General features: G+C 67.5%; 30 protein-coding genes and 1 pseudogene. 17 read left to right on the top strand and 14 right to left on the bottom strand.

Features of this window, described 5'->3' with window-relative positions; all coding sequences use genetic code 11:
• Both E3T55_RS10375 and E3T55_RS10370 read right to left on the bottom strand, forming a co-directional pair.
• The coding region (locus tag E3T55_RS10375) for a hypothetical protein (RefSeq protein WP_420897998.1) at positions 1-341 on the bottom strand (341 nt) is incomplete at its 3' end.
• A gap of 20 nt (positions 342-361) precedes the next feature.
• On the bottom strand, positions 362-1,036 hold the full coding sequence (locus E3T55_RS10370) for a response regulator transcription factor (protein ID WP_134519491.1): 675 nt from the start codon (positions 1,034-1,036) through the stop codon (positions 362-364).
• Positions 1,037-1,217: 181 nt separating this feature from the next.
• Here E3T55_RS10370 and E3T55_RS10365 point away from each other — a divergent pair, with 181 nt between their 5' ends.
• The 4 genes from E3T55_RS10365 to E3T55_RS10355 all read left to right on the top strand — a co-directional run bounded on the left by E3T55_RS10365 (position 1,218) and on the right by E3T55_RS10355 (position 2,716).
• Positions 1,218-1,766 (top strand): hypothetical protein, encoded by a 549-nt coding sequence (locus tag E3T55_RS10365; protein WP_134519490.1) that lies wholly within the window; start codon positions 1,218-1,220, stop codon positions 1,764-1,766.
• A 181-nt stretch (positions 1,767-1,947) separates the two neighbouring features.
• Positions 1,948-2,091 carry a hypothetical protein gene (locus tag E3T55_RS20260; RefSeq protein WP_166791739.1) on the top strand — a complete coding sequence of 48 codons (144 nt, stop codon included), beginning with the start codon at positions 1,948-1,950 and terminating at the stop codon, positions 2,089-2,091.
• A gap of 32 nt (positions 2,092-2,123) precedes the next feature.
• On the top strand, positions 2,124-2,366 hold the full coding sequence (locus E3T55_RS10360) for a hypothetical protein (RefSeq protein ID WP_134519489.1): 243 nt from the start codon (positions 2,124-2,126) through the stop codon (positions 2,364-2,366).
• 80 nt (positions 2,367-2,446) lie between these two features.
• Complete coding sequence (locus E3T55_RS10355) at positions 2,447-2,716, top strand: glutaredoxin family protein (RefSeq protein WP_134519488.1); 270 nt, start codon at positions 2,447-2,449, stop codon at positions 2,714-2,716.
• Here E3T55_RS10355 and E3T55_RS10350 read toward each other — a convergent pair.
• The gene (locus E3T55_RS10350) at positions 2,713-3,315 is read right to left on the bottom strand and encodes a hypothetical protein (protein ID WP_134519487.1); all 603 of its coding nucleotides are present in this window, start codon (positions 3,313-3,315) and stop codon (positions 2,713-2,715) included. The two genes, E3T55_RS10355 and E3T55_RS10350, sit on opposite strands and share 4 nt — an antisense overlap.
• A gap of 420 nt (positions 3,316-3,735) precedes the next feature.
• Between E3T55_RS10350 and E3T55_RS10345 the strand changes: the two genes are divergently transcribed.
• Positions 3,736-4,506, top strand: coding sequence for an ice-binding family protein (locus E3T55_RS10345; protein ID WP_134519486.1), 771 nt, complete (start codon positions 3,736-3,738; stop codon positions 4,504-4,506).
• A gap of 150 nt (positions 4,507-4,656) precedes the next feature.
• Here E3T55_RS10345 and E3T55_RS10340 read toward each other — a convergent pair whose 3' ends face one another.
• Positions 4,657-5,349 (bottom strand): SRPBCC family protein, encoded by a 693-nt coding sequence (locus E3T55_RS10340; protein ID WP_134519485.1) that lies wholly within the window; start codon positions 5,347-5,349, stop codon positions 4,657-4,659.
• Positions 5,350-5,533: 184 nt separating this feature from the next.
• Between E3T55_RS10340 and E3T55_RS10335 the strand changes: the two genes are divergently transcribed.
• The 4 genes from E3T55_RS10335 (at position 5,534) to E3T55_RS10320 (ending at position 8,594) form a co-directional block, all read left to right on the top strand.
• Entirely contained in the window at positions 5,534-6,814 is a 1,281-nt protein-coding gene (locus tag E3T55_RS10335; protein WP_241993001.1) for a GmrSD restriction endonuclease domain-containing protein, read from the top strand.
• 36 nt (positions 6,815-6,850) lie between these two features.
• On the top strand, positions 6,851-7,147 hold the full coding sequence (locus E3T55_RS10330) for a DUF1905 domain-containing protein (RefSeq protein ID WP_134519484.1): 297 nt from the start codon (positions 6,851-6,853) through the stop codon (positions 7,145-7,147).
• Between the two features lie 49 nt (positions 7,148-7,196).
• Positions 7,197-7,697 carry a hypothetical protein gene (locus tag E3T55_RS20565; RefSeq protein WP_198418554.1) on the top strand — a complete coding sequence of 167 codons (501 nt, stop codon included), beginning with the start codon at positions 7,197-7,199 and terminating at the stop codon, positions 7,695-7,697.
• A gap of 102 nt (positions 7,698-7,799) precedes the next feature.
• Positions 7,800-8,594 carry a hypothetical protein gene (locus E3T55_RS10320; protein WP_134519483.1) on the top strand — a complete coding sequence of 265 codons (795 nt, stop codon included), beginning with the start codon at positions 7,800-7,802 and terminating at the stop codon, positions 8,592-8,594.
• Positions 8,595-8,852: 258 nt separating this feature from the next.
• On the opposite strand, the gene E3T55_RS10315 is transcribed toward E3T55_RS10320, so the two are convergent.
• The 4 genes from E3T55_RS10315 to E3T55_RS10300 all read right to left on the bottom strand — a co-directional run bounded on the left by E3T55_RS10315 (position 8,853) and on the right by E3T55_RS10300 (position 12,748).
• The gene (locus E3T55_RS10315; protein ID WP_134519501.1) at positions 8,853-9,422 is read right to left on the bottom strand and encodes a dihydrofolate reductase family protein; all 570 of its coding nucleotides are present in this window, start codon (positions 9,420-9,422) and stop codon (positions 8,853-8,855) included.
• A gap of 205 nt (positions 9,423-9,627) precedes the next feature.
• Positions 9,628-10,122: a hypothetical protein gene (locus E3T55_RS10310; RefSeq protein ID WP_134519482.1), complete on the bottom strand. Its 495-nt coding sequence runs from the start codon at positions 10,120-10,122 to the stop codon at positions 9,628-9,630.
• 51 nt (positions 10,123-10,173) lie between these two features.
• Entirely contained in the window at positions 10,174-10,443 is a 270-nt protein-coding gene (locus E3T55_RS10305) for a hypothetical protein (RefSeq protein WP_134519481.1), read from the bottom strand.
• Between the two features lie 145 nt (positions 10,444-10,588).
• The gene (locus E3T55_RS10300; RefSeq protein ID WP_134519480.1) at positions 10,589-12,748 is read right to left on the bottom strand and encodes an elongation factor G-like protein EF-G2; all 2,160 of its coding nucleotides are present in this window, start codon (positions 12,746-12,748) and stop codon (positions 10,589-10,591) included.
• A gap of 114 nt (positions 12,749-12,862) precedes the next feature.
• On the opposite strand from E3T55_RS10300, the gene E3T55_RS10295 reads away from it, so the two are divergent.
• From E3T55_RS10295 to E3T55_RS10275, 5 genes are all read left to right on the top strand, one after another.
• Positions 12,863-13,237: a YccF domain-containing protein gene (locus E3T55_RS10295; RefSeq protein ID WP_134519479.1), complete on the top strand. Its 375-nt coding sequence runs from the start codon at positions 12,863-12,865 to the stop codon at positions 13,235-13,237.
• Positions 13,238-13,517: 280 nt separating this feature from the next.
• Positions 13,518-13,748, top strand: a complete 231-nt coding sequence (locus tag E3T55_RS10290) for a hypothetical protein (protein WP_134519478.1) — start codon at positions 13,518-13,520, stop codon at positions 13,746-13,748.
• Positions 13,738-14,052, top strand: a complete 315-nt coding sequence (locus E3T55_RS10285) for a type II toxin-antitoxin system PemK/MazF family toxin (RefSeq protein WP_134519477.1) — start codon at positions 13,738-13,740, stop codon at positions 14,050-14,052. Before E3T55_RS10290 ends, E3T55_RS10285 begins: the two co-directional genes overlap by 11 nt.
• Before the next feature lie 268 nt (positions 14,053-14,320).
• On the top strand, positions 14,321-15,061 hold the full coding sequence (locus E3T55_RS10280; RefSeq protein WP_134519476.1) for a glucose 1-dehydrogenase: 741 nt from the start codon (positions 14,321-14,323) through the stop codon (positions 15,059-15,061).
• Between the two features lie 73 nt (positions 15,062-15,134).
• Positions 15,135-15,722, top strand: coding sequence for a TetR/AcrR family transcriptional regulator (locus E3T55_RS10275; RefSeq protein ID WP_134519475.1), 588 nt, complete (start codon positions 15,135-15,137; stop codon positions 15,720-15,722).
• A gap of 162 nt (positions 15,723-15,884) precedes the next feature.
• On the opposite strand, the gene E3T55_RS10270 is transcribed toward E3T55_RS10275, so the two are convergent.
• From E3T55_RS10270 to argE, 3 genes are all read right to left on the bottom strand, one after another.
• Positions 15,885-16,295, bottom strand: coding sequence for a DUF2256 and DUF3253 domain-containing protein (locus tag E3T55_RS10270; protein WP_134519474.1), 411 nt, complete (start codon positions 16,293-16,295; stop codon positions 15,885-15,887).
• Positions 16,296-16,341: 46 nt separating this feature from the next.
• Entirely contained in the window at positions 16,342-17,655 is a 1,314-nt protein-coding gene (locus E3T55_RS10265) for an MFS transporter (protein WP_134519473.1), read from the bottom strand.
• A gap of 63 nt (positions 17,656-17,718) precedes the next feature.
• Positions 17,719-18,966: an acetylornithine deacetylase gene (argE, locus tag E3T55_RS10260; protein ID WP_241993000.1), complete on the bottom strand. Its 1,248-nt coding sequence runs from the start codon at positions 18,964-18,966 to the stop codon at positions 17,719-17,721.
• 226 nt (positions 18,967-19,192) lie between these two features.
• Between argE and E3T55_RS10255 the strand changes: the two genes are divergently transcribed.
• The gene (locus tag E3T55_RS10255; protein WP_134519472.1) at positions 19,193-21,289 is read left to right on the top strand and encodes a nuclease-related domain-containing DEAD/DEAH box helicase; all 2,097 of its coding nucleotides are present in this window, start codon (positions 19,193-19,195) and stop codon (positions 21,287-21,289) included.
• 21 nt (positions 21,290-21,310) lie between these two features.
• On the opposite strand, the gene E3T55_RS10250 is transcribed toward E3T55_RS10255, so the two are convergent.
• The gene (locus E3T55_RS10250) at positions 21,311-21,568 is read right to left on the bottom strand and encodes a type II toxin-antitoxin system RelE family toxin (protein WP_134519471.1); all 258 of its coding nucleotides are present in this window, start codon (positions 21,566-21,568) and stop codon (positions 21,311-21,313) included.
• Complete coding sequence (locus E3T55_RS10245) at positions 21,565-21,813, bottom strand: type II toxin-antitoxin system Phd/YefM family antitoxin (protein WP_134519470.1); 249 nt, start codon at positions 21,811-21,813, stop codon at positions 21,565-21,567. The genes E3T55_RS10250 and E3T55_RS10245 overlap by 4 nt, the downstream gene beginning before the upstream one ends.
• Before the next feature lie 105 nt (positions 21,814-21,918).
• Here E3T55_RS10245 and E3T55_RS21175 point away from each other — a divergent pair.
• Positions 21,919-22,125: pseudogene (locus E3T55_RS21175) on the top strand (hypothetical protein); the annotation flags it as partial.
• A gap of 146 nt (positions 22,126-22,271) precedes the next feature.
• Entirely contained in the window at positions 22,272-22,976 is a 705-nt protein-coding gene (deoC, locus tag E3T55_RS10240) for a deoxyribose-phosphate aldolase (protein ID WP_134519469.1), read from the top strand.
• Positions 22,977-23,061: 85 nt separating this feature from the next.
• On the opposite strand, the gene E3T55_RS10235 is transcribed toward deoC, so the two are convergent.
• Positions 23,062-24,093 carry an NADPH:quinone reductase gene (locus E3T55_RS10235; RefSeq protein ID WP_134519468.1) on the bottom strand — a complete coding sequence of 344 codons (1,032 nt, stop codon included), beginning with the start codon at positions 24,091-24,093 and terminating at the stop codon, positions 23,062-23,064.
• Positions 24,094-24,131: the final 38 nt, after the last annotated feature.

The raw sequence follows: 24,131 nt of genomic DNA, 5'->3' as shown, positions 1-24,131 counted from the left end.
CCGCCCTGCCCGGGGCCGCGCCCGTCGCGCGCCTCGCCGGGGGCGCCCGCCGGCCCGCCTGCCTGGCCCGGTTCCTGCCGCCCATACACGGTGTCGCCGTCGACCTCGAAGCTCACCACGATGTCCTCGCCGGTGAGCTGGTTGGCCAGGGTCTGCGCGTCGAGCCCCTCGTCGGCAAGAATCTGCGCGTAACCGGCCCGGTCGAGCAGGCGCTGTTCGAGGTCGGCGCGCAACTGCTCGCCCAGCACGACGTTGATCAGGATGCCCACGGTCACCAACACGACGGTGAGTGCGGCGAGCACGGCGGCGATGACGCGCAGCCGCAGGGAGGTGGTGCGCATGGGCATCCGCTCTCTGGCCGCTACGCCTGGAGGCGGTAGCCGATGCCGCGCACGGTCTGAATGAGGCGCGGGCCGTGCGCGTCGAGTTTACGGCGCAGGATGCTGACGTAGGCCTCGACGAGGTTGGGGTCGGCGTTGTCGTAGCCCCAGACCTGCGTGAGAATCTGGGTCTTCGACATGGTACGGCCGCGATTGTGCACGAGATAGGTGAGCACCCGGCGTTCGGTCGCGGTGAGGTCGATCGGGGTACCGGCGCGAGAGAGAGTCGCGGCCTCTTCGTCGAGCACGAGGTCGCCGACCTGAATGGTGGGCGACACCAGGCGGCCGGTGCGGCGCAGCACGGCGGTGACCCGAGCGACGAGCTCGGCAAGAATGAAGGGTTTCAGAATGTAGTCGTCGGCGCCGGCCGCGAACCCGGCGAGGCGGTCGTCGACCCCGTCGCGGGCGGTGACGAAGAGCACCGGAGTGTCACCGGCGGCCTTCAGCCGCTGCGCGAGGCGCAGACCGTTTTCGCCGGGCAAATTGATGTCGAGCACCGCGGCATCCGGTCGAAACCGGGTGAGACGATCCGCGAAGTCGGTGCCGTCTTCGGCCGTCTCGACCGTGAATCCGGCGGCGGCGAGCGCCTGCCCGATCGCGGTGCGCAGCGCGGGCTCGTCTTCGACGACGAGCACGCGGGCGGGAGCTGTGGACATGATGCCACCCTGCTCGGCGAAGCTGTGCGTTGGGTAAGGGGACGCTGAACGAGTGACCGGCAGGGAAGAACTTCAGGGCGTCTTCAGATTCGCCGATGAATCTGAGGAAGAGCCGATCAGCACGATCGCCGGTCGGCTCGGACTTTCGAATCGGGAGTCCCCGACCCCGTCAGGAGAACTCATGACCGACCTTCAGCACGTCAGCCCCGCCTCTGCCGCTCAACCGGCCAAGCGCCGCCGCGCCCCGCTCATCATCGGCGCCGTCGCCGCGGCCGCCCTCGCCTTTGGCGGCGCGAGCGTCGCCTACGCCGCCACCGACAGCAGCTCCGACAGCAGCTCCAGCACGACGGATGCCGCCACCGAGCGCCCCGCGCACGATCCGCACCTGCATGGAACCGTCGTGTCGGTCTCGGGCAGCACCATCACCATCACCGACCACGACGGCTTCACCCGCGTCATCAACACGAGCGGCGACACCACGTACAGTGACGATCTCACGGCCGACCTGGCCACGGGCACCGAGATTCGCGCCACCGGAACCGTGAACGCCGACGGCACGAGCCTCGACGCCGCCGAGATCGGCACCGCGCCGACCCCCGGCGACGGTACCGGCCCCGGCAAGGGCGGCCCGCACGGCGATGATGACGGCGAGCGCCCGACACCTCCGGCCGATGGCGAGCTGCCGACGGACGCCCCGACCCCGACCGCCGACGACGGCACCAACTCCTAAACCGGCCGCACCCTGCCTCGAGGCCGCCCGCTGGTTGAGACCCGAAAGCACAGTGTCACGGCGTCGGCACTGGGCTTTTCCGGGAACTCAACGCACGGGAGCTTCGTACCAGAGCGGATGCCGCCATACCTGCCTTACCGGGGTGTGGCGGCATCCGTCTGCCCGGAGCAGACTGGAGAGCATGACGAACACCGCACCGCTGACCTGCTCGTGCTGCGGGCGCGCCTTGCCGCGGGCCCGGCTGCACGCCCTCGACGGCGGCGCCCACATCTGCCGACGCTGCGGGCTCTGGGTCGCCCTGAGGCTGCGCGGCGACCACCCATAGTCAGAGCGCGACACGCGCGTATCGTGGAGGGCATGGAAACACCCGACCTGACCCCTGACTCCGCAACACCACCGGCCACCCCGGCCACCCCGGCCGCAGCCGCCTCGAGCGCGCAGCGCCTGATCGACGTGATCACCGAACTCGCCGAATTCGACGTGGTTTTCTCTTCTGATGCCGACCGGCAGGCCGTGTCGCAAATGGTCGAACTCACGAGCGAAGAACACCGCCGCGCCCTGCTCATCGGGCTGCTGCTGGAGCGCATCCGCGAGCACTGATTTACGCGACGCTGCAACACCGCCACTGCCGCGCAACCGACCCTGAGAGCGCGGGTGGTTCGGGAGCGTAGGGTGAGCCCATGACTGAACCCACCACATCCGCTGCCCCCATCACCATGTTCGGAGCGGAATGGTGCGGCGACTGCCGACGCTCCAAGAAGCTGCTCGACACCCTCGGCGTGGCCTACGACTACGTCGACCTCGAGGTCGTCGATGACGGAGCCGACCGCGCGCACGCGATCAGCGGCCGCACCCAGATTCCGGTGATCGTGTTTTCCGACGACACCCACCTCGTCGAACCGACCGACCGCGACCTGCACGCCAAGCTCACCGCACTCGGCAGCATCTAACCGCGCACCCTCAGCTCACTCGGCGCGCGCAGCGAGGGTAGCCCGGGGCCGAAGGCACGGTGCGTGCCCCAGGTGCCGGGGTGATCGATGAGGCCGGCCAGGTCCATCCGTTCGCCGGCGCGCAGAACGCGGGGCTGGCAGATCAGCCAATCGGCCAGCGCCGCCTCGGCGAGCACGGGCACGGCGACCGACGCAGCCGCCTTGCCGCGGCCCAACAGTCGGGCTCCGATGAGCGTCACGACCGGCCGTACCGGTGCGCGCAGGGCGATACGGGCACGCAGCAGTTCGGTGACGCGGGCAGCGTCGAGTTCGGCGTCGCGCAGGTGCGCGGTGCGGCGCCCGGCGATGAGCAGCGTGCGCTTGTCGACCCAGGCCCAATCGCCGGCCAGCCGATGCACGCTGATCGTGAAGATGCCGCCGGGTCCTACAACGAGGTGCGACGTGGCCGAGAGCGGCTGAAAGACCGCCCAGTCCTCTGGCACGGTCGGAACGATCGGCGCCTGGCTGACGGCGACGGATGCCCCGGGCCGGGCGGCATGAGCGGCGAACGAGCGCGGGTGGTCGTCGCGGCCGAGCCGCGGGGAAAGGGTGTGAGTCATGATCTACTCCTCGCCGGTAAGCGGTGTCTGTAAGCCGAGCCTTGCAGTCCGCAACCGATCGGTAGCCCAAATTTACGCATCGTTCGCCAAACCTTAATATGGCGACGCGCCGACCCCAATTGCCCCAGATCCGTGCAAATTCGGGCATTTTCAACAAAACCAACCGATCGGTTCGAGCGCATCTTACCCCTGATCAGGGGACATAAAAAGCACCCCTAGTCTTGGGGGTAAGACAGATACTGTCGCTGGATTCAGCCCCTCGTGACGAGCAGCATCTCACGGCGGAATGCCGGCCCCGGGCACCCCGGAGCCGGCCCCACCAGCGCCACAAACTCGACGCGCCGCGCCGGGGACCACCCCTCGGTGGCCCTGCCCGGCACCGCAATTTCGCGGTGCTCACAGCACCCAACCAGGGGAAACATGTCCAATCACACGCAGTCCAGCCGCGCCCGCAAGCGCGTGTTCTCCATTCTCATCACGGCCGCCGTCGTGGCCGTTGCCGGAGCCGGCGCCGCCGGAGCATCCGCTGCCGAAACCGAACCCCGCGCCGCGGTCGACCTCGGCTCGGCGGGATCGTTCTCGATCCTCTCCAAGAGCGGCATCACGGATGTCTACGCCTCCGCCATCACCGGCGACATCGGCAGCAGCCCGATCACCGGAGCGGCCATTCACGTCGGCTGCGACGAGGTCACCGGATCGATCTTCTCGGTCGACGCCGAAGGCCCCGCCTGCAAGATCACCGACGACACCTTCCTCACCGGAGCCGTCGGCGACCTCGAGATCGCCTACCGCGATGCGGCAGCACGCACCACGCCCGACTTCGTGAACCTCGGCGCCGGCGAAATCGGCGGCCTGACCCTGACGCCCGGCCTGTACAAGTGGGGCACCGACGTCAACATCTCCACTGACGTCACCCTGACCGGCGACGCCGACGATGTCTTCATCTTCCAGGTCTCCGGCGACATCAAGCAGGCCTCCGCGAAGAACGTCATCCTCGACGGCGTGCAGGCGAAGAACGTGTTCTGGCAGAGCGCCGGTGAGGTCGTCATCGGCACCACCGCGCACTTCGAGGGCACCATCCTCAGCCACACGCTCATCGCGCTGAAGACCGGCGCCTCGGTCACCGGCCACCTGTTCGCGCAGACCGCCGTCACGCTCGAGAGCAACACGGTCACCATCCCGGCCGACTAGCCCTCACCCTGCGGCATTCCGTGCCGCAGCCTCACACTCTCGCGAGCGAGCAGTGCGTGCAGTACCTCCTCCGGCAACTGCACCCACTGCCCGCTCGCGGGTTTTTGATGCGGCGAGTTCTTATGCGGTGAGTTCCTATGCGGCGAGTTCCTATGCGGCGTAGAGGCCGGTCAGCCATTCCTGGTAGGTCGCCGCCAGTGTCTCCGCGGCGGCTCCCGCGAAGTGGTGCACGGTCATGCCGACCGGGCCACCAAAGGCGTTGCGGCCGAAGAATCGGTAGAGCGCGGCATCCGTTCGCAGGCCGATGAAATTCGCCGTGTTGTAGTCGACGATCGCGCCATCGAGACCGGCCATGGCAGCGGATGCCGCGGCGCCGACAGGCGCGTCGGCCGCGACCCCGAGGGCTGCACGCAGCACCTCGAACGAGTCGGGGGCCATCGAGGATTCCGGCCCTGGAATGTCGGCGAAGACCACTGGCCGGCCGGTGAAATGCTCGAGGTATTCGGCGAGAGTGTGCAGATAGAAGACGGTGTGCTGACGAATGCCGTCTTCCTGGTCGTCGCCCTCGGCCGGGTCACCGGGAAAGACACCGCTGTGCTGCCAGCGCATGAAGGAGCGGCCGTTGGGGCGTGGTTCGATGATCTGCTCGAGCTGGTTGAACCATCCGTCCGGGCCCTCCATGCGGTTCACGTGGTGGGTCGGGCGCTCGAACACGAGTTCCTCGCCGGTCATGTCCTCAGACGGGAACAGCCACGCACTCGTCTCGGCGGTGACCGCCTGCCAGACCTGCTCGGGGGTGGCCGGAAACTCCCGCTCGACGGCGATCTCGAATTCTGCGCTCATTGTGGTCTCCCTCGACTCACTCGACTGATTGCTCGCGAGTGAGCAGTTTATGCACTCACCGCGCCCGGGAACCACAAAAAAATGCTCACTCGCGAGCAGCGGCGCCCCGAACGCGGGATCGCACCCGGGACGCTCCGCGAGGTAGCGTCAAGAAGTCGTGGATATATGCGGCCGAAGGAGCTCCGTGCCGTCATTCCCCCGTCTTCGCCGCCCACGTTTTTCCCTGCGAATCTGGATCACGCTCGCCGCTGCGATCCTGCTCGTGATCGTCGGTGCCGCCACGAGCGGGTTCCCGGGAGTGCTCGTGACCGTCGGCCTCATCGGCACGATCACCGCGCTCTACGCACTGATCAGCGGGCGCCGTACCTGGGCGGCCATCCCCTCCCGACGCGCCGCGGCAATCATGTTGGCGGGGGCGCTGGTCGCCGTCGTCGTGGGAGCGACGCTCGCACCGCCATCCGTCGACCTCGATGTGGCGTCGACCGCCAGCACGCCGAGCAGCACCCCAACCCGCTCCGCCACGCCGACGCGCACGCCAACCCCGAGGCCGACGCCCACGCCGGTCAGCTTCAGCGACGAAGCCGCGGTGGATCCCGACGAGACCACGGCGGCACCGGATGCCGCCTCCACCGTCGTCGCCGACACCAGCGTCACCGACACCACGGCCCTCGCCCTGCTGACGACGCTGCTCGTGAAGGGTCGCGCGCCGCAGACCGGCTACGACCGCACCGGCGGCTTCGGCAGCGCCTGGCTCGATGTGGACCAAAACGGATGCGACACCCGCAACGATATTCTCAGCCGCGACCTGACCGTGATCGTGAAATCCGGCGACTGTCGGGTGCTGACCGGAACGCTGCTCGGCCCGTACACCGGCAAGACCATCAACTTCGTGCGCGGCCAGTCCACGTCGGCGCTCGTGCAGATCGACCACGTCGTAGCCCTCTCGAACGCCTGGCAGACGGGCGGCCAGCAGCTGAGCCAGGCCCAGCGGGTGTCGCTGGCGAACGATCCGTTGAACCTGCTGGCCGTTGACGGCTCCACCAACTCCAGCAAGGGCGACGGCGACAGCGCCACCTGGCTGCCGCCGGTCAAGGCGTACCGCTGCGCGTATGTCGCCCGGCAGGTGTCGGTGAAAGCCACGTACGGGTTGTGGGTCACCCAGGCCGAGCACGACGCGATGACCCGCATTCTCACGAATTGCCCCGATGAGCGAGCGTCGGCATCCGTCTTCACGGCCGCGCCGATCGCGGTCGTGCCGGTTCCCGTCGCGGTCGTCGAGCCCGCTCCCGTTGCCGAGGTTCCGGCAGAGCCCGTCGTGGTACAGCCGGCCCCTGCCGTCTCGGATGTGTTCTACCAGAACTGCGACGCGGTGCGGGCCGCCGGCGCGGCACCGATCAGCACGGGGCAGCCCGGATACAGCCGCAAGCTCGACCGTGACGGCGACGGCGTCGGCTGCGAAGACTAGCGCTGGCGGGCGATACCGCCGGGGTACGCTCCCAACATGGTGACTTTTCGCTTCGAGGCCGAGCTATGGCAGGCCACGTCGACCGGGTCCTGGGTGTTCCTGAGTCTGCCGACCGATGTGACGGATGAGATCCGCGAGCGGTCGACGCAGCCTCGCCGGGGATTCGGCTCGATTCGGGTCAACGCCCAGATCGGCGAGACCTCGTGGGCGACGTCGATCTTTCCCGACAGCAAACGCAAAACCTTCGTGCTGCCAGTGAAAAAGCTCGTGCGAACCGCCGAAGGCCTCGACATGGGCGATACCCCGACGGTGTCCGTGAGTCTCGACCTCTAACCCTGCTCTTCATTCACGATGCGACGGCCGAGCGTGGGATATTGGTCGGGTGACCACTTTCGACCCCAATTCCGGCTCCGGCTCCGGCTCCGCGAATGAGCCGCGCCCGGCAATCGACGAGGACACCCTGCGCGAACTGGCCGACGAGGGCAACGAGGCCGCCGAGGCACGCCTGACCGACCTCGCCCTCGAGCGCGACGACCGGGGCGAGCTGCGGCGGCTCGCCGACGAGGGCAACGACCGCGCTGCCGCCCGTTTGGTGCAGCTCGCCGACCTGCGCGGCGACGTCGACGAACTGCGGCGCCTGGCCGACGAGGGCAACGAGCTGGCCGAGTCCCGCCTGGCCGCCCTCGCCCTCGCGAACGACGACGTCGACGAACTGCAGCGCCTGGCCGATGACGGCAACGAGCAGGTCGCCGGGCGTCTCGCCGACCTGGCCGCAGCCCGCGGCGACGTCGCCGAGCTGCGCCGTCTCGTCGACGAGGGCAACGAGGCGGCCGAGGCTCACTTGGCCGAGCTCATTCGACGCTCGGGTACTCGCTCCGACTGAGCCTCGGTCCGCGGTCCTCGGCCACACCGACGACCAACTGCTCGCCTGGATGGACATGAAGAACGCGGCGTTCGGCTGTGCCGCTGCGGTTAGGCTTCGCGTATGGCGGATACCGACGCAGCGACCGTGCACGCGGCTGAGGCGGCCATCTTCGATCGCAAGAAATTGTCGCTCGAGGCAGCGGCATCCGCTGGCTTGCCCGGCCGATTCGCATGGATTCAGTTGGACGGACTGCGGGCGAGCGTGGCTACCGCGCACCAGTTCGGCTTTCTCAACGTTGTCGAAGGCGTAACCGACGAGTCCGCTTCGGCGTTGCCCGAGGCACTCGACCGGTTCGCGGCCCCACACCACGCGACGGTCGTCGCCACATCACCATCGCCGGACCTCATCGCCCGCCTGCGCAGCGGCGGCTTTGAGCCTGCCGCCACGAGGCCAATCGCGTATTTGCGTCTGGACTCGGCCTCCCTCCACACCGCGATCATGGACCGGTGGGAGATACGGCAGGTCAACACCGGCCAGGAGGCAATCCTTTTCGCAGACATTCTCGACGCCGGCTACGCAGCATCCAACGACGTGAGCTCGCTGATTCGCGCGGAACACGCCCGTGCCGAGGTTCGCGCATTCATCGCTTTCGGCGACAGTGTGCCGCTCGCTGCTGCGGCGATGTCCGCACACCGCACCGGCGCAGTACTCGGTGGAGCCTCGACACTCTCCATGGCGCGCGGCGCTGGAGCCCAAAGCGCCCTGCTGATGCATCGGTTGCGAGTGGCACGGGATATCGGCTGCCCGCTGGCTGCGGCGAGCGCTGCTCCTGGATCCCCCAGTATTCGAAACCTCGCCCGATTGGGATTCACCGTGGTCGACCGAACAGCATGGCGCCTTACTCGATCTTCCTGATTCCCACACCCGAAGCCTCCAGGGTCAACGGCATCAGTCCAGCGGCGGGGACGCTCACATCGCGGCAAGGCACAACCGGCGCGATCAGCTGCGGCGGCATCCGCTACCGGCGTCGTGGCACTCGTTCGCTCTCGCGGCACTCCTTGGAACTAGTGCCGCGAGAGCCGAACAAGTGCCGCGAGACGTCCGGATCACCCGAACGAGTGCCGCGAGACGTCCGGATCACCCGAACGCGTGCCGCGACCGCGGCAGCGACGCTCAGCGCACCCTGCGGTAGGTCACATGGGTGACGAGTTCCCTCTCAACGGACCTGACCTGCTCCAGCGCCACGTCCAGCCCCGTCAGCAGCGGCTCACCGGCACCCAGCACCACCGGCGCGACGTGCAGGCGCAACTCGTCGATCAGCTCGGCCGCAAGGTACTGCCGCGCGGTCGCTGCCCCACCGGCGATCGAGACCTCGCGCTGGCCCGCAGCGGCCCGCGCCTGCTCCAGCGCCGATTCGATGCCATCGGTCACGAACGTGAAGGTCGTGCCGCCCTGCATCACGAGCGATGCCCGCGAGAAGTGCGTCAGCACGAACACCGGCGCGCGATACGGCGGGTCGTCTCCCCACCAACCCGTCCATTCCTCGTCCCAGTCACCGCGGCCCGGGCCGAACATGTTGCGGCCCATGATATAGGCACCCGCCGTCGCTATGGCCGCGATCTCGGCGGCGTTCTCATCGGGCCGCTCGAACCGCCAGCGCGCCATCCGCTCGCCGCCTTCACCGAGCGGATGCTCCAGGCTCTGATGCGGGCCGGCCGCGTAGCCGTCCTCCGAGACCATCATGTCGCAGGTCACTATCGTGTCGAATGCTGTCACGTTTCTCGCTCCTCTTCGCCGAGTGCGGCCCAGTGCCGGCCAGTCTAGGCCGGCCAGGAACCACCACGCGGTCACCGAACGCAAGCTTCGTGATGACGATACCCGACAGTCCTCTGCACTTCCCGAGATCGGGAAGTGCAGAGGCTGCGTGCTCGTGATGGACCGGCTTCACCTACATGCGAGGCAGGCCGCTGCACGCGACAAGGGCCGCCGCTGCTCCGCCGACCATGCCGCTCATTACCCCGATGGGACCGAAGAAGATTCCGCCGAGGCCACCGCCACCGATGTATCCGGCCATGCATTCATCCCAGCTGCCCGTGAACGGCACTCCGGAAAACGGGGTGATGGCGTAAGGGTCGGAGGCCACCGGAGGAGCAGTCAGAATAATCTGCGTAGGACTGACGACCGCGACGGTGCCACCGGAGTTGACCAAAGCATCCATGGTTTCACGCACGATGACGGCGCCGGACGAATCCTTGTAGATCAGTTCCCCGTCTGCCAGGACCACCGTACTGTCGGTCAGCGAAATCGACACCTGCCCGTCTGGCGTCATTTCTGCCTGCATCGTCGGTGTTTGCGGCACAGCCGAGGCTGCCGCAGTCGGTATGAGCAGCGAGGCGAAGATGATCGTTGCGGTGGCGATCAGGCTGGACTTTCTGAACTTCATGAAAAACGACTCTTTCTGTTCGGTTATGACTAACCCTTCGGTCCTGGCTGGTCAGTTGGCAGGAGAGGCAGTAGCGGCCTTCTGGGACCGTCGCATCGCAGAGCGTTCCCGGTTCAAGGCTCGAACCTTTTTCTCCACCAACGGCACCCAGTACACAAAGGCGACGGCCCCGAGAGCGAGCCCCCAGTAACTGGTGCTCTCGGTCGTCCACAACCCGAGAATCCACTTGCCCGAGAGGGCAATCGCGGCGACCGCAAGGGGCATCGACAGCTGCAGGCCAAGCACCGACAGCAAATTCAGTGCGGGACGTTGGTCGTGCATGAGGGCCTCCAATATCAAGTCTTCGGGCGTGCGTCTGATCCAAAAACAATACCGGACTCCCTGCTTGTTAAGAAATCGCGTCGACCCAGCGTGGCGACCGAGCGCGGCGGCCGCTATGGACGTTTCAACGCCACCCTCGGGCGGGTCAGTCCGTCACGGTCGAATGCGAGACCTTGCCGGGAACTGATTCATGCCGCAGGTAACGGCGGCGAAACCGACCGCTGCCCGCGGTCAGGGCCCGCAACTCGATCACGTAGCGCAGCAGCTCGGCATCCGGAATCTCCGCACGAATCTCGGTACGGCCCGCGCCGACCGACGTGGTGCCGGTCGTGTGGCCGCGGCGCGTGGACAGGTCGGTCATCACCGGGCCCACGTAGGCATCGGGCAGGTCGATCGTGACCTGTGAGACGGGTTCCAGCAGTTGGATCCGGCTCGCCGCCGCGGCCTCCCGCAGCGCGAGCGCACCGGCGGCCTGGAACGCGGCATCCGATGAATCGACGCTGTGCGTCTTACCGCCCACGAGCGTCACCCGAATGTCGACGACCGCAAAACCCTTCGCAACACCCCGCTGCATCTGTGTCCGCACGCCCTTCTCGACCGACTCGATGTAGTGCCGGGGAATCACGCCGCCGATGACCCGGTCCACGAATTCGAAGCCGGCCCCGCGTTCGAGCGGCTCGACCTCGATCTCGCAGATCGCATATTGGCCATGCCCACCGGACTGCTTGACGTATCGCGCCCGCACCGCTGCCGGGGCGACGAACGTCTCCCGCAGCGGCGTGATCACATCGACGGCCTGCAGCTTGACGCCCTGATAACGCAGGCGATCGAGCACGACCTCGGCGTGCGCCTCCCCCATGCACCACAGCACCAGCTGACGGGTCTCGGCATTGCGCTCCACCCGCAGCGTGGGATCGACGGCCGCGACCTTGCCGAGGTTCTTGGCGAGCGCGTCTTCATCGCCGTGCGCCGCGCCCTGCACGGCGACCGGCAGCAGCGGCTCGGGCATCGGCCACGCCTCGATCAGCAGCGGCGAATCCGGGTCGGACACGGTGTCCCCGGTCTCGACGCTCGTCAGCCGGGTGAGCGCGCAGATGTCCCCGGCCACGCAGAACGGCACCGGCCGCAGGGTGGCGCCGAGCGGGGACTGCAGGTGCGTGACCCGCTCGTCGCTGTCGTGATCCAGATGTCCTCGATCGGTGAGGCCGTGGCCGCCGATGTGCACCGACGTGTCCTCCCGCAGGGTTCCGCTGAAGACGCGCACCAGGCAGACGCGTCCGAGGAACGAATCCATGGTCGTGCGCACCACCTCGCCGACGAGCCGTGCGCTCGGGTCGCAGGCCAGCGGCCCCACGGCCCCGCCGTGCCGGTCGCTGACCGACGGCAGCGCGTGCTCGACCGGCGAGGGGAACGCATCCGTCATCAGCTCGAGCAGTTCCGCGAGGCCCACTCCGGTTTCAGCGGATGTCGCCAGCACCGGATACAAGGCCCCGCGGGCCACGGCGATCTCGAGATCGTCGATGAGCGTCTGGGGGGCCAGCTCTTCGCCGCCGAGGTAGCGGTCCAGCAGAGTTTCGTCCTCACTCTCGGCGATGATCCCCTCGATCAGTGCGGCCCGTGCCTGTTCGGCGCCGGCGCGTTCGGCCTCGGTCGCCGCCCGGCGGGCCGTTCCGCCGGCGTCCACGACCGTGTGTGACAGCACGCCCAGCAGCCCGGTCAGGGTGCCGCCCGCATGGATCGGCACGTACAGCGGCAACACCGACGCACCGAAAGCCTCCTGGCACTCGGCGAGCACCGCCTCGTACCGGGCCCGCGCATGATCCATCCGGCTGATCACGACGGCCCGCGGCATGCCAAGGCGTTCGCACTCGGCCCAGAGCTCGGTGGTGGCCGCGTCGACGCCGTCGACGGCGGAGACCACGAAGAGCGCGGCATCCGCTGCCCGCAGCCCGGCCCGCAGATCCCCGATGAAATCGACGAAGCCGGGGGTGTCGAGCAGGTTCACCTTCACCTCGCCGACGATGAGCGGCAGTACCGACAGCGTGACCGAGCGTTGCTGATGAATCTCGGAGGGGTCCGAGTCGCTCACCGTGGTGCCGGCCAGGATCGAGCCCATGCGGGTGATGGTTCCCGTGGCCGCGAGAAGGGCCTCGGCGAGCATGGTCTTGCCGGCGCCCGAGCGGCCGACCAGGGCCACGTTGCGGATCTTCTCCGGCCGATCGGCCGGTGCGCCCGACGCCCCGGCCCGACGCTGTTCCGCGCCGCCGCGGCCCTGGGACGATTCCTGCGGTGTTTTATTCGACATGAGCGGCTCCCGACATCGTTGTCTGACTCTTCACACTGTTGCAGCCGATTTGATACCCAGACGAGCCTCACGGCAAGGGCCTCGTTCAGTGTGGTCTGAGAGACTAGGAGCATCATGAAGACCCTCCTCAACATCATCTGGCTCGTGCTCTCGGGCTTCTGGCTGTTTCTCGGCTACATGTTCGCGGCGCTGATCATGTGCATTCTCATCGTCACCATCCCGTGGGGAATCGCGGCCGGCCGCATCGGCGTCTACGCGCTCTGGCCGTTCGGCAAGACCGTCGTCGAGACGCCCAGCGCCGGCGTCGGATCGCTGCTCGGCAACGTCGTCTGGGTCATCCTGGCCGGCTGGTGGATCGCCCTCGGGCACCTGTTGTCGGGCATCTCGCTCTGCATCACGATCATCGGTATCCCGTTCGGCATCGCCAACTTCAAGATGATCCCGGTCGCGCTGATGCCCCTCGGCAAGCAGATCGTCGACATCCGCTGACACTGCCCGGGCGACGGATGCCTGCGGCTGCATCCGCGCACAGCTCGCGGCACGTGGTGGGCTGATTCCCGCGCGTCGCGGCACTCATCCGCTCTCGCGGCACGTGGTGGGCTGATTCCCGCACGTCGCGGCACTCATCCGCTCTCGCGGCACGTGGTGCACGGAGTGCCGGCTCGCCTAACGAGTGCCACGACGCCGAGGCCCGACGATCTCGGCCGTCGCTCGCCTCACGGTGAAATCACCCCTCGACGTGTAAGACACTTCGTATTACGCTCGGGCTATGGCGATAGTCAACTTCCGCACAGACGAACTCACCCAGCAGGCGCTCGACGAGTTGACGGCCGACGGCGCAACAGTCTCCGCCGCGATTCGTCAGGCGTTGCTCGATGCGGCCCGCCAACGGCGACGCGACCTCATGCGGCGCGAGTCGACTGCACTGCTGACTGACGCCGCCGACCTCGCGGAAAGCCGAGCCGTGCTCCGCGATCTGGACAACCTGCGTGCGTGGTGACATCCACCGGTTGCGCGCCCCACAGGGCCGACGTGGCCACGAGCAAGCCGGCGAGCGTTTCGCAGTCATCCTGCAGTCTGACGATCTGATGCTGTCGACGGTCCTGGTTGCCCCGACCTCGCGCTCCGCGCTCCCCAGAAGCTTTCGGCCGACGATCTCGATCGGTGGCGAACGCACGCAGGTACTCGTCGAGCAGACATCCGCTGTCGCGCCCGAACGCCTCGGCTCGCTCGTGGGCCATGTCAGCCGTGAGGAACTCGACGGCATCGATGGCGCCCTGCGCCTCGCCCTGCAACTGGACTAGACGGCGAGCGGATGCCTGCGGCCGCATCCGGGACAGCTCGCGGCACGTGGTGGGCTGATTTCAGCGCGTCGCGGCACTCATCCGCTCTCGCGGCACGTGGTGCACGGAGTGCCGGCTCGCCTAACGCGTGCCGCGACGCCGAGTCGAGCAGCAATCCCACTATTCGACACCTGTAGAATAAAGGGACCGGGAGCAGCGCAGCTCGACCCCTACACGTGATCGACGCTTCGTCTCCCGTCACCGTTCACAGACAATAGGAGGACTCACAATGGCACGTGTCACCGGAAAAGTCGCACTCATCAGTGGTGGAGCACGAGGCATGGGCGCAACCCATGCTCGGTTGCTCGTGAAAGAGGGTGCTCGAGTCGTCATCGGCGACATTCTCGACGCCGAAGGCGCCGCCCTCGCCACGGAGCTCGGCGACAGCGTTCGCTTCATTCACCTCGACGTGACTAAGTTCGAGGATTGGGAGGCCGCCGTCGCGCTGGCCGTCGCCGAATTCGGCGGACTGGATGTCCTGGTCAACAACGCCGGCATCGCCAACTTCGGCCCGATCGCGGACTACACGATCGAGGCGTGGAACACGATCATCGCGATCAACCTCACGGGCCCTTTCCTCGGCATCAAGGCAGCGGTACCCGAGATCATCAAGTCGAAGGCCGGCTCGATCATCAACATCGCCTCGACCGCCGGAATCCAGGGCTACGAGGCCCTGCCCGGCTACACCGCCACCAAGTTCGGGCTGCGCGGCCTGACCAAGTCGATCGCCCTCGACCTCGGCCAGTACAACGTGCGCGTCAACTCGGTGCACCCCGGCGTCATCAAGACCCCGATGACCGAGGGCCTCGACCAGTCGCAGAACCACGTTGCCCTGCACCGCGCCGGCGAGCCGGAAGAGGTCTCCAACCTCATTCTGTTCCTCGCGAGCGACGAGTCGAGCTTCTCCACCGGAGCGGAGTTCATCGTCGACGGCGGCGAGACCGCCGGCCTCGCGCACTACACGAGCTGATCCGCGCGGCGACCGGCGCTTCGCCGCGTCGGTCGCCCGTTTCGGCCCCCGAGCCGGGATCATAGAGATCAACATGACGTTGGAACCGCGCATGGCGCGCACGCACCAGGCCCTGGCCACCGCACTGCTGCGGCTGCTCGACGGCTCGAGCCTCGAGAGCATCACGGTTGCCGGTCTCAGCCGAGAAGCCGGGGTTCATCGCACCACCTTCTACGGCCACTATCCCGATGTGGTCAGTTTCGCGGCATCCATTTTCGTCGGTGAACTCGACGCCATCGCCCGCGTCGACATCGATCCGGCAGCATCCGTCACCCCCGAATCGATCAGCGACGCCTACGCCCAGTCGCTGCGGCAGATGCTCGACCACGTCGCGACCAGCCGGCCCGTGTACCGAGCCCTGTTCGCGAGCCGCATCGGCGCGGGGTTTCGCGGCGACCTCACCGAGCGGATGCGCGGCCGCGCCCTCACCGCGATGCGCGCCTGGAAGCACCAGGGCATCGCGATCACCGTCGCCGATGAGGCCGCGGCCGCCTTCATCAGCGGCGGCATCGTCAGCGCGATCGAGCACTGGTCGGCATCCGATGAAGCGGATGCTGCCGCCTACGCCGCCACCATCACCGGCCTCATGCCCCGCTGGTGGCCCCGTCCGCCGAGCGACTAGAAGCCGTCTGGAGGCGACCAGCCGCGGCGGGGCAGCTCACGGCACGTGCTGCGCTGATTCCAGCGCGTCACGGCACTCATCCGCTCTCGCGGCACCTGGTGCACGGAGTGCCGGCCCGCCTAACGAGTGCCGCAGCACCCCGGCACCCCATCTGGGCAGCAGCTACCGCGGTCGCCGCAACCGAATCGGGCCCCTCGCGGTCGACGGATCGACCACGGTTCCGCCCTGCGTGATCTGCAGGTCACCGCGGGCCACCATGCGGCGGGCGGCTCGACGGGCGGGCTCCATGAGGTCGCGCCAGCCGTCGCCGCTGATGTCTCTCGCCGCGTCAGACGGGCAAATCGTGGCGGTGTTCGCCCGCGCCGCGAGCAACGTCGCAATGGTCGCTTCCAGCTGCAGGTCGGTCGCGTTGACGCCGTGCGCCCGGCAGGCGGCCGAGCAGTACTTCACCGATTCCCAGTTGGCGGCCCACTTGGCGCGCCACTCGATGCGCCTCCCGCACGAGGCGCAGGTCTTGTCGGCTCGGCTCGAGGCGGGGCCGGCATCCGTGGGTGTGCGTTGACGGTGGGCCATGCCTCCTATCTTGCGACATCGCGGGGGTGCGCGGGGCCTCGGTCGACTACCGCTGCTTGAACACCCGTCGAGACACCATGATGCTCGCGAACGAGAGCACCGCGATTGCCACAAGGTAGTACCCCGGCACGAGCAGCGACCCGGTCGTGCTGATCAGGAACGTAAGAATGAACGGTGCGAAGCCGCCGAACACCGTGACCCCGATGTTGTAGCCGAGCGACAGGCCGGTCGTGCGAATCTGCACCGGGAACATCGCCGACATGATCGCCGGCAGCGGCGCGAAGTACGCCGTGGCCAGCACCCCGAGAACCAGTTCGACGCCGACCATCGTCAGCAGGGTGGGCGACTGATTCAGCAGGATGAAGAGGGGAACGCCCAGCAGCAGGGTTCCCGCGGCGGCCCAGGTCATCACTCGGGCCGGGCCCACCCGGTCGGCGAGCCTACCAATGAACGGCGACCCGACGCTCATGATCACGCCGAAGATCAGGGTAGAGATGAAGGCGCCGGCTGGTGGCATCCCCAGATTCACGATGGCGTAGGTGGGCATGAACAGGGCGATGTACACGCTCACCGAGCCGAGCGCGACGACGCCCACCATCGTCCAGAGCCGCTTACCGTTCTCGAGGAAGGTCTCCTTCAACGGCGAAGCCGACGGCGTCATGGTCAGAAATTCCGGAGTGTCCTGCATCTTGGAGCGGATGTACCAGCCCACCGGCCCGATCAGCAGGGCAAAGATGAACGGCACCCGCCAGCCCCAGCTTTCGAGGCTCTGCTGGCTCAGGTAGTTGTTCAACACGAAGCCGAAGAGGCCGGCCAGCAGGATCGCGGCGCCCTGGGTGGCCACCTGCCAGCTGCCGTAGAACGCCTTGCGGTTCGGCGCGTACTCGATCAAAAACGCGGTCGCGGTGCCGAATTCGCCGCCGGCGGCGAAGCCGGTGGCCAACCGGGCCACGAGGATGATCACGGCTGCGGCCACCCCGATCGTGGCGGCCGTGGGGGCCAGCACGATCATGAGGGTGCCGAAGAACATTACCGAGATGGAGACGAGCATGCCGGCCTTGCGTCCGGCACGGTCGGCGTAGCGCCCGATCAGGATGCCGCCGAGCGGTCGCATGATGAACGAGACCCCGAACGACGCGAACGCCAGCAAGAGCGATGCCGTCTCATCGGCCGTAGGGAAGAACAACTTGGCGATGGTCACGGCGAAGGTGCCGTACACGATCACGTCGAACCACTCGAGTCCGTTGCCAATGGATGCCGCCACCACCGCCTTGCGGGCCTGACGCCGCCTGTCGGCCAGGGTGGGAGCATCCGCCTCGGGCGTGCCGGAAACGACGGGGACTGCTGACTCTTGGGTCATGGGGAATCCTTCTGTACGACAGGTGCAGGGAGGCAAGGGGCGGCACGAAGGCCGATGCTCAATTCAGGGCTGGGCGAGGCGCACCGCGAGGGCGCGCATGAAGTCTTCGCAGGCGCTGATCTGGGCGAGGTCGATGTATTCGTTCGCGGTGTGGCCCTGGCGAATGCTGCCTGGCCCGCACACCACGGTGTCGATGCCGGCCAGCTGGAACAGGCCGCCCTCGGTGCCGTAGCCGACGGTCTCCTCAGTGGTCGTTCCAGTGAGATCGTGCACCAGCGCCAGTGCGGCGCCAGTTCCGGCGGCGCTGAGCGAGGGGACGGCTCCGGTCGGAGCGAAGGACGCGTCGGCGCTCGCGTGTTCGGCCTGCATCGCCGGGCGCAGTTCCCCGAGCACGAAGTTCTCGATGCGGGAGAAGATCTCGGTGGTCGAGACTCCCGGAATAGCGCGAAATTCGAACTCGAACTCGCAGTGCTGGGCGACCGTGTTGACGGCCGCTCCGCCCGAGATCGTGCCGACGTTGATAGTCGTGAACGGAACTTCGAAGCTGGGGTCGAAGGGGCCGTTGACCCGGTGTTCGTCGGCGATCGAGCGGATGAAGGCGATGGCCCGCGCGGCGTACTCGATGGCGTTGACGCCGTTGGGGGTGTTGGAAGAGTGCGAGGCGAGTCCGGTGAAGCTCACCCGGTAGAGGTGGCTGCTCTTGTGCGCCGTGACCGCGCGCATGCTGGTCGGCTCCCCCACCACGCATATCTCGGGGCGGATGCCGCGCGCGGCCAGGTCGGCCAGCAGCGTGATCGCCCCGTGGCATCCGACTTCTTCGTCGTAGGTGAACGCGAGGTGCAGCGGCGTGGCCAGCGGCTGGGCGAGAAAATCGGGAAGGAGCGCGAGGATGACTCCGCTGAACGCCTTCATGTCGGCGGCGCCTCGACCGTAGAGGCGGTTCTCGCGTAGCTCAGCGGTGAAGGGGGCGCTGCTCCAGGACTGCCCGTCGACGGGAACCACATCGGTGTGGCCGGCCAGCATCACGCCGCCCGTCGTTGATCCGTCGTGCGCCGGGATCGTGACCACGAGATTGGCCTTGGTGCCGTCGGCGTTCGGCACGAGCACCGGTTCGAGCCCGTGCGCCCGCACCTCCACGGCGATCGCCTCGATCAGGTCCCGGTTGGAATTGCGGCTGGTCGTGTCGAACGCGATCAGACGGGTGATCCACTCGAGGGTGGTCGGCGCGAGAACGGAGGAATGAGTGATGGCAGGGCCTTTCAGCTGTCGAGCTCGAACACGGCAAGGTGTCCGCTGAGCGGGGCGCCACACTGGGTAGACGATTCGTCTACCCTACAACGCTGGTCACGTGCCTACTGAGAGACTGAATTGCTACGTAACTTGGGGCGCGACGCACGCCTGGCACCTCTCCTGTTGAACATCTCACTCGTAATGAGAAGACCCAACAGCAACGAGAGATGAGCGGGCGAGAGTTTTAGGTCAGCGGTGGCGCGAGAACATGACGATAGGATCAGCCTGGAACAGGGTCGGGGGTCGTATGTCGGCAGGGGGATCGGCATGGAGCGAAGCGACGCGTCAGGTGGCGCTCTCGGAGGCCCACGCGCTCGCCGCTGAATCCTCACGCGCCAAGGCCGCCAACTATTTCGCCGCCGCCGACAGCGAAAAGCGCATCGCCCATGTTCTCGCCCCCCTGGCTGCGGCCGGCTACCACTTCTTGCCTGATCGTCAGTGGCCTGGCAGCCGTCGCGCTCAGGTCGACATGGTCGTCGTCGGGCCGGGCGGCCTGTTCATCGTGGACACCAAGGCCTGGAAAGACCCGATCATCGCCTCGGGCCGGGTATTCCGCGGGCAAGCCGATGTCACCGACGAGTTCGACGGCCTGGCCGACCTCGCGTGGAAGACCGAGGCTGCTCTGGCCGAGATCGGCCTCGCCCCGGGCGAGGTGCGCCCCGTGGTCGTCTTCGCCGGGCACAAAGGCGTCAACGCATCGGTCGGTGGGGTCGAGATTGTCGGCGAAGGTGACATCGTGCGCCACATCGCCCGCCGCGGGCAGCGCCTCACCGCGTCTGCCGTCGAGCAGGTGTTGGCCGCCGCGATCAAGCACTTCCCGCTGATCGGCGCGCCGGCCCCGATCGATGTGACCCTGCCCGAACCGATCATCGGCCCGGAACCCGCTCTCGATCTGAACCATCTCCCGAGCGAGAGCGACATCGAGGCCGCGATCCTCGAGGGGCTCCTGGCCCCTCCGATCGAGGACTGGATGACGTTTCTGCATCCCGACCAGGCCAAGTTGGTGCGCCGCAGTTTCAGCGGGCCCTCCCGCATCCGTGGGGCCGCCGGCACCGGAAAGACCGTCGTGGGTCTGCACCGTGCCGCGTATCTGGCCAGGTCGCAGGCGAACGCCCGCGTACTCGTAACGACGTACGTGCGCACGCTGCCCGATGTGCTGCGTAACCTGCTCGGGCGCATGGCACCGGATGTCGCCGGTCGCGTGGAGTTCAGCGGCGTGCACCAATTCGCCCGCAAGGTGCTCGACGAGCGCGGCATCGACGTGCACGTCAACGTCAAGCTCGCCGATCAGTCGTTCACGCAGGCCTGGGAGCAGACCTGCGGCCCGTTGAAGAAAATCGACACGAACTCCCGGTACTGGCGGGAGGAACTTGACCACGTGATCAAAGGCCGCGGTCTCACCACCTTCGACGCGTACGCCGACTGTGCCCGCATCGGTCGGCGCCGCGGCCTCAACTCCGACCAGCGCCGCTCGGTCTGGGCGCTCTATGAGCGCTATGAAGCGCTGCTGCGCACTCGCCAGGTGCACGACTTCGCCGACCTGATTCTGCTCGCCGAAGCATCGCTGCGGGCCACACCGATGATCGGGTACACCGCCGTCATCGTCGACGAGGCTCAGGACCTGTCATGCGCGATGATCCGCATGCTCGCCTCCGTCTCCGGTGACGGCGCGGATGCCTTCACCCTGATCGGAGACGGCCAACAGACCATCTACCCCGGCGGCTACACCCTGGCCGAGGCCGGCCTCTCGGTCGCCGGCCGCGGGGTGATCATGGACGTGAACTACCGCAACACCGCCGAGATTCTCGCCCTGGCCAACCGCATCGTTGACGGAAGCAGCTACGACGACATCGAGGGCACCGCAGCCAGCGCCGCCGCAATCACCTCACCGCGCCACGGCGAACGCCCCATCTTCGCCCGGGCGCGCACGCGAAGCGAGCATGATGGCAATCTGGTGCAGCACCTGCGCCAAGCCACACAGAGCGTGAGTGTGGGTTGGGGCGACGTGGGCGTGCTCTGTTTCAGCACCTGGCAGGTGCGTGACGCAGTGGTGCTGCTGCGCACCGCGGGCATTCCCGTGATCGAGCTCGAGAACTACAACGGTCGCCCGACGGATGCCGTGAAGGTCGGCACGATCAAGCGTGCCAAGGGGCTCGAGTTCAAGCAGGTGCTGCTGCCCTGGATCGCCGCACACCTGATGTTCCCGCGCACCACCGGTTCGGTGTGGACCGATTCCAAGATCGAACGCAACGAGCGCGACCGCCGCGAACTGTTCGTCGGCATCACCCGGGCTCGCGACGACGTGTGGGTCGGCTGCATCGCGGCGCAGGGATCGTCTGCGTGATCCCCGAAAACTGACCGCACGCTACTCGTACACGTCCCGACGATAACCGACGGTGACCACGACCACCAAGAGGATGTCGTTGCGAATGGTGTAGATGATCCGGTAGTCGCCCACCCGCACCCGATAGCCATCCCGTCCCTGTAGCGCTCGAGCCCCGGGCGGGCGGGGGGCCTCGCCCAGCATGGCGATCGCGCCCTGGACCCGAGGACGATCCTGCGGATCAATTTGCCGCAAGGCCTTGACTGCTGCCGGGCGCAATTCGATCCGGAACTTGCTCACACCCAGCCGAGATCCGCTTTGACCTGCGCCCAGGGAATGTTGTCGCCCTCGTCGGCCATCGCCGCATCGAACGCCGCGACATCCTCAGCATCCTCGAGCGCTTCTTGCATGCGCGCGTACTGCTCGGGGCTCACCAGCACAGCGGCGACCTTGCCGCGACGCTCCAGAAAGACGGCCTCTGAGCTGGCCTGGGCGATCAACTCGGGTAGGCGCGCCCTGGCGTTGGTGACGCTTGACCTCGACATGCCTTGAATGTACATCAGCATGATCGCGATGTACATGTGAAAGGTTCAGTCAGCGAAAGCTCCAATCCTCCTCGAAGCCTGCGGCCCAGCATCCGGCTCGGCGCGATGATGGAGCTCGGTGCGGTGTACGAGGAACGACCTGGCCATCCTCGCCACCCGCAGCGAAGTTCATCTCGCGATCGATGTCGCCGTAGGCTTGGCAAGAGAGGGCATCTCCCCCGCGTCGTGTCGGTGCCCTGCGTTGAGTGGCTTGCCGAGCAGAACGCCGACCACCGCGAGCCCGTGCTGCCGACGGCCTGCGCGCCCGGGCCTGGTACCGCTGAGCTGACCTCGACGGACGGGTGGTGTCGATTGAGAAATTCGGCACGTCGGGCCGCCGCGGCATCCACCTCGACGCGGTCAACGCGGCAGCGCACGCCCTCGCCGCACCCGCACGTGTAACCAACTAAGGACAATCCATGACTTCGACCCCCACCATCACCCTCAGCGCCGAGATCGTCGCGCAGCACATCGACCACACCCTTCTGAAGCCCGAGGCCACCGCAGCAGACGTGACTGCACTCATCATCGAGGCCATCGAGCTCGGCACCTACTCGATCTGTGTCTCCCCGTCGATGCTGCCGCTCACGATCCCCGCCGGCTCCGACCTCAAGGTCGCGGTCGTCTGCGGTTTCCCTAGCGGCAAGCACCACAGCGCTATCAAGGCCGCTGAGGCCGCCCTCTCCATCGAGCAGGGTGCTGACGAGGTCGACATGGTCATCGACATCGGTGCCGTCAAGGCCGGCCGGTTCACCGATGTGCAGGCCGACATCGCGACTGTGCGCGCGAGCGTTCCCGCACCGAAGGTGCTCAAGGTGATCATCGAATCCGCGGCTCTCACGGATGCCGAGATTGTGGGCGTGTGCCAGGCATCCGTCGCCGCAGGAGCCGACTTCGTGAAGACCTCCACCGGTTTCCACCCCGCCGGTGGGGCGACCGTGCACGCGGTGCGTCTGATGAAGCAGACCGTGGGCGACCGGGCCGAGGTAAAGGCGTCGGGCGGGGTGCGCACCTTCGACGATGCCCTGGCCATGATCGAGGCCGGCGCGACCCGCCTCGGAGTCTCCGGCAGCGCCGCACTGCTCAGCGGCAGCACTTCCGCCGTCCCGACCGGCACCTACTAGGCGTCCGCGGCGGCGTCGGTCATGGCGTGTTCGCCATGCCCGACGCTGCGATTGCGGCAGATTCAAGCACTACGGCGGACCGGGATCACCCCACCGACACGTCGATCAGCACCTTGCCGACGACTCCGCTCTCGACCAAGGCATGGGCATCCGCCGTGTGCGCCAGGGCGGTGCGATGCAGGGGCAGCCCCGCTTCCTCTCCCACGCTCAGCGCGCCATCCACGAGAGCCGCGGTGATGTCCTCGGCCGCCGCACGAATCACGTCGGCTCCCACCGTGTAGAGCAGCACGAACTGGTAGCGCACGTTGAGGCTGAAGTGCTGGCGCACGTCGAGCGTCACCTCATCACCACCGTTGTTGGCATAGACCGCGATCGACCCACGATTACGGATGACGGCCAGGTCGAGCTGTGCATTCTGAGCCGGTGAGACCTCCACGATCAGGTCCACCCCGTGCGGCGCGATCGCCCGGATCTGGGCGACGACGTCTGGGTCGGTATAGGTGAGCACATGCTGCGCGCCAGCCGCCGTGGCGAGCGCCGCTTTCGACGGTCCGCTCACGGTCGTGACAACGGATGCCCCCGCCCACCGGGCCAGCTGGATCGCCGCGTGCCCCACGGCACCGGCCCCGCCTGCGACGAGCACGATTTTGCCGGCCAGGGCGCCCGGGTGCAGTCGGCGCGGGCCATCCTCGGCCACCGTCAGCGCGCGGTACGCCGTGATCGCCGGCACCCCGAGGCTCGCGCCCTGGTCGAAGCTCGCATTCGCGGGCAGCGCGAAGACGCGCTCCGCCGGAAGCACGGCGTACTCCTGGGCCGAGCCGCTGTTCGCGCGCTGATAGGCGGCAAGCGCCAGCCACACCCGGTCGCCCGCGCTGACGTGGTGCACGCCGGCGCCGACCGCGTCGACGATGCCGGCGCCGTCTTGCCCGGGCACGACATCGTCGAACGCGAGCGCCTGGCCCGGTGCCGAGCCTCGGCGTGACTTCCAGTCGGTGGGGTTCACACCGCTGACCACGATGCGCACGCGCACCTCGCCGGCACCGGGTTCGGTCACCGGCCGATCAACGAGGTGGAGCACGGACGGGTCACCGGTCTGGCTGTACACAATTGACTTCATGTCAGGGGCAACACGGGCGGGCGTGAAATGGTTCCCTG

It is taken from the genome of Cryobacterium frigoriphilum (assembly GCF_004403305.1).
GTDB lineage: Bacteria > Actinomycetota > Actinomycetes > Actinomycetales > Microbacteriaceae > Cryobacterium > Cryobacterium frigoriphilum.
The sequence above is the reverse complement of the archived record's forward strand: the minus strand, read 5'-3'. Positions and strand labels throughout refer to the sequence as shown.

Coding starts and splice junctions, on each gene's coding strand:
- E3T55_RS10350 (WP_134519487.1), bottom strand. CDS start 3,315: ATGACTCACACCCTTTCCCCGCGGCTCGGCCGCGACGACCACCCGCGC.
- E3T55_RS10275 (WP_134519475.1), top strand. CDS start 15,135: ATGACGTTGGAACCGCGCATGGCGCGCACGCACCAGGCCCTGGCCACC.
- E3T55_RS10300 (WP_134519480.1), bottom strand. CDS start 12,748: ATGTCGAATAAAACACCGCAGGAATCGTCCCAGGGCCGCGGCGGCGCG.
- E3T55_RS10320 (WP_134519483.1), top strand. CDS start 7,800: ATGGCGGATACCGACGCAGCGACCGTGCACGCGGCTGAGGCGGCCATC.
- E3T55_RS10280 (WP_134519476.1), top strand. CDS start 14,321: ATGGCACGTGTCACCGGAAAAGTCGCACTCATCAGTGGTGGAGCACGA.
- E3T55_RS10290 (WP_134519478.1), top strand. CDS start 13,518: ATGGCGATAGTCAACTTCCGCACAGACGAACTCACCCAGCAGGCGCTC.
- deoC (WP_134519469.1), top strand. CDS start 22,272: ATGACTTCGACCCCCACCATCACCCTCAGCGCCGAGATCGTCGCGCAG.
- E3T55_RS10370 (WP_134519491.1), bottom strand. CDS start 1,036: ATGTCCACAGCTCCCGCCCGCGTGCTCGTCGTCGAAGACGAGCCCGCG.
- E3T55_RS10355 (WP_134519488.1), top strand. CDS start 2,447: ATGACTGAACCCACCACATCCGCTGCCCCCATCACCATGTTCGGAGCG.
- E3T55_RS10295 (WP_134519479.1), top strand. CDS start 12,863: ATGAAGACCCTCCTCAACATCATCTGGCTCGTGCTCTCGGGCTTCTGG.
- E3T55_RS10315 (WP_134519501.1), bottom strand. CDS start 9,422: ATGATGGTCTCGGAGGACGGCTACGCGGCCGGCCCGCATCAGAGCCTG.
- E3T55_RS10270 (WP_134519474.1), bottom strand. CDS start 16,295: ATGGCCCACCGTCAACGCACACCCACGGATGCCGGCCCCGCCTCGAGC.
- E3T55_RS10235 (WP_134519468.1), bottom strand. CDS start 24,093: ATGAAGTCAATTGTGTACAGCCAGACCGGTGACCCGTCCGTGCTCCAC.
- E3T55_RS10360 (WP_134519489.1), top strand. CDS start 2,124: ATGGAAACACCCGACCTGACCCCTGACTCCGCAACACCACCGGCCACC.
- E3T55_RS20260 (WP_166791739.1), top strand. CDS start 1,948: ATGACGAACACCGCACCGCTGACCTGCTCGTGCTGCGGGCGCGCCTTG.
- E3T55_RS10305 (WP_134519481.1), bottom strand. CDS start 10,443: ATGCACGACCAACGTCCCGCACTGAATTTGCTGTCGGTGCTTGGCCTG.
- E3T55_RS10265 (WP_134519473.1), bottom strand. CDS start 17,655: ATGACCCAAGAGTCAGCAGTCCCCGTCGTTTCCGGCACGCCCGAGGCG.
- E3T55_RS10310 (WP_134519482.1), bottom strand. CDS start 10,122: ATGAAGTTCAGAAAGTCCAGCCTGATCGCCACCGCAACGATCATCTTC.
- E3T55_RS10365 (WP_134519490.1), top strand. CDS start 1,218: ATGACCGACCTTCAGCACGTCAGCCCCGCCTCTGCCGCTCAACCGGCC.
- E3T55_RS10330 (WP_134519484.1), top strand. CDS start 6,851: ATGGTGACTTTTCGCTTCGAGGCCGAGCTATGGCAGGCCACGTCGACC.
- E3T55_RS10245 (WP_134519470.1), bottom strand. CDS start 21,813: ATGTCGAGGTCAAGCGTCACCAACGCCAGGGCGCGCCTACCCGAGTTG.
- E3T55_RS10255 (WP_134519472.1), top strand. CDS start 19,193: ATGTCGGCAGGGGGATCGGCATGGAGCGAAGCGACGCGTCAGGTGGCG.
- E3T55_RS10345 (WP_134519486.1), top strand. CDS start 3,736: ATGTCCAATCACACGCAGTCCAGCCGCGCCCGCAAGCGCGTGTTCTCC.
- E3T55_RS10340 (WP_134519485.1), bottom strand. CDS start 5,349: ATGAGCGCAGAATTCGAGATCGCCGTCGAGCGGGAGTTTCCGGCCACC.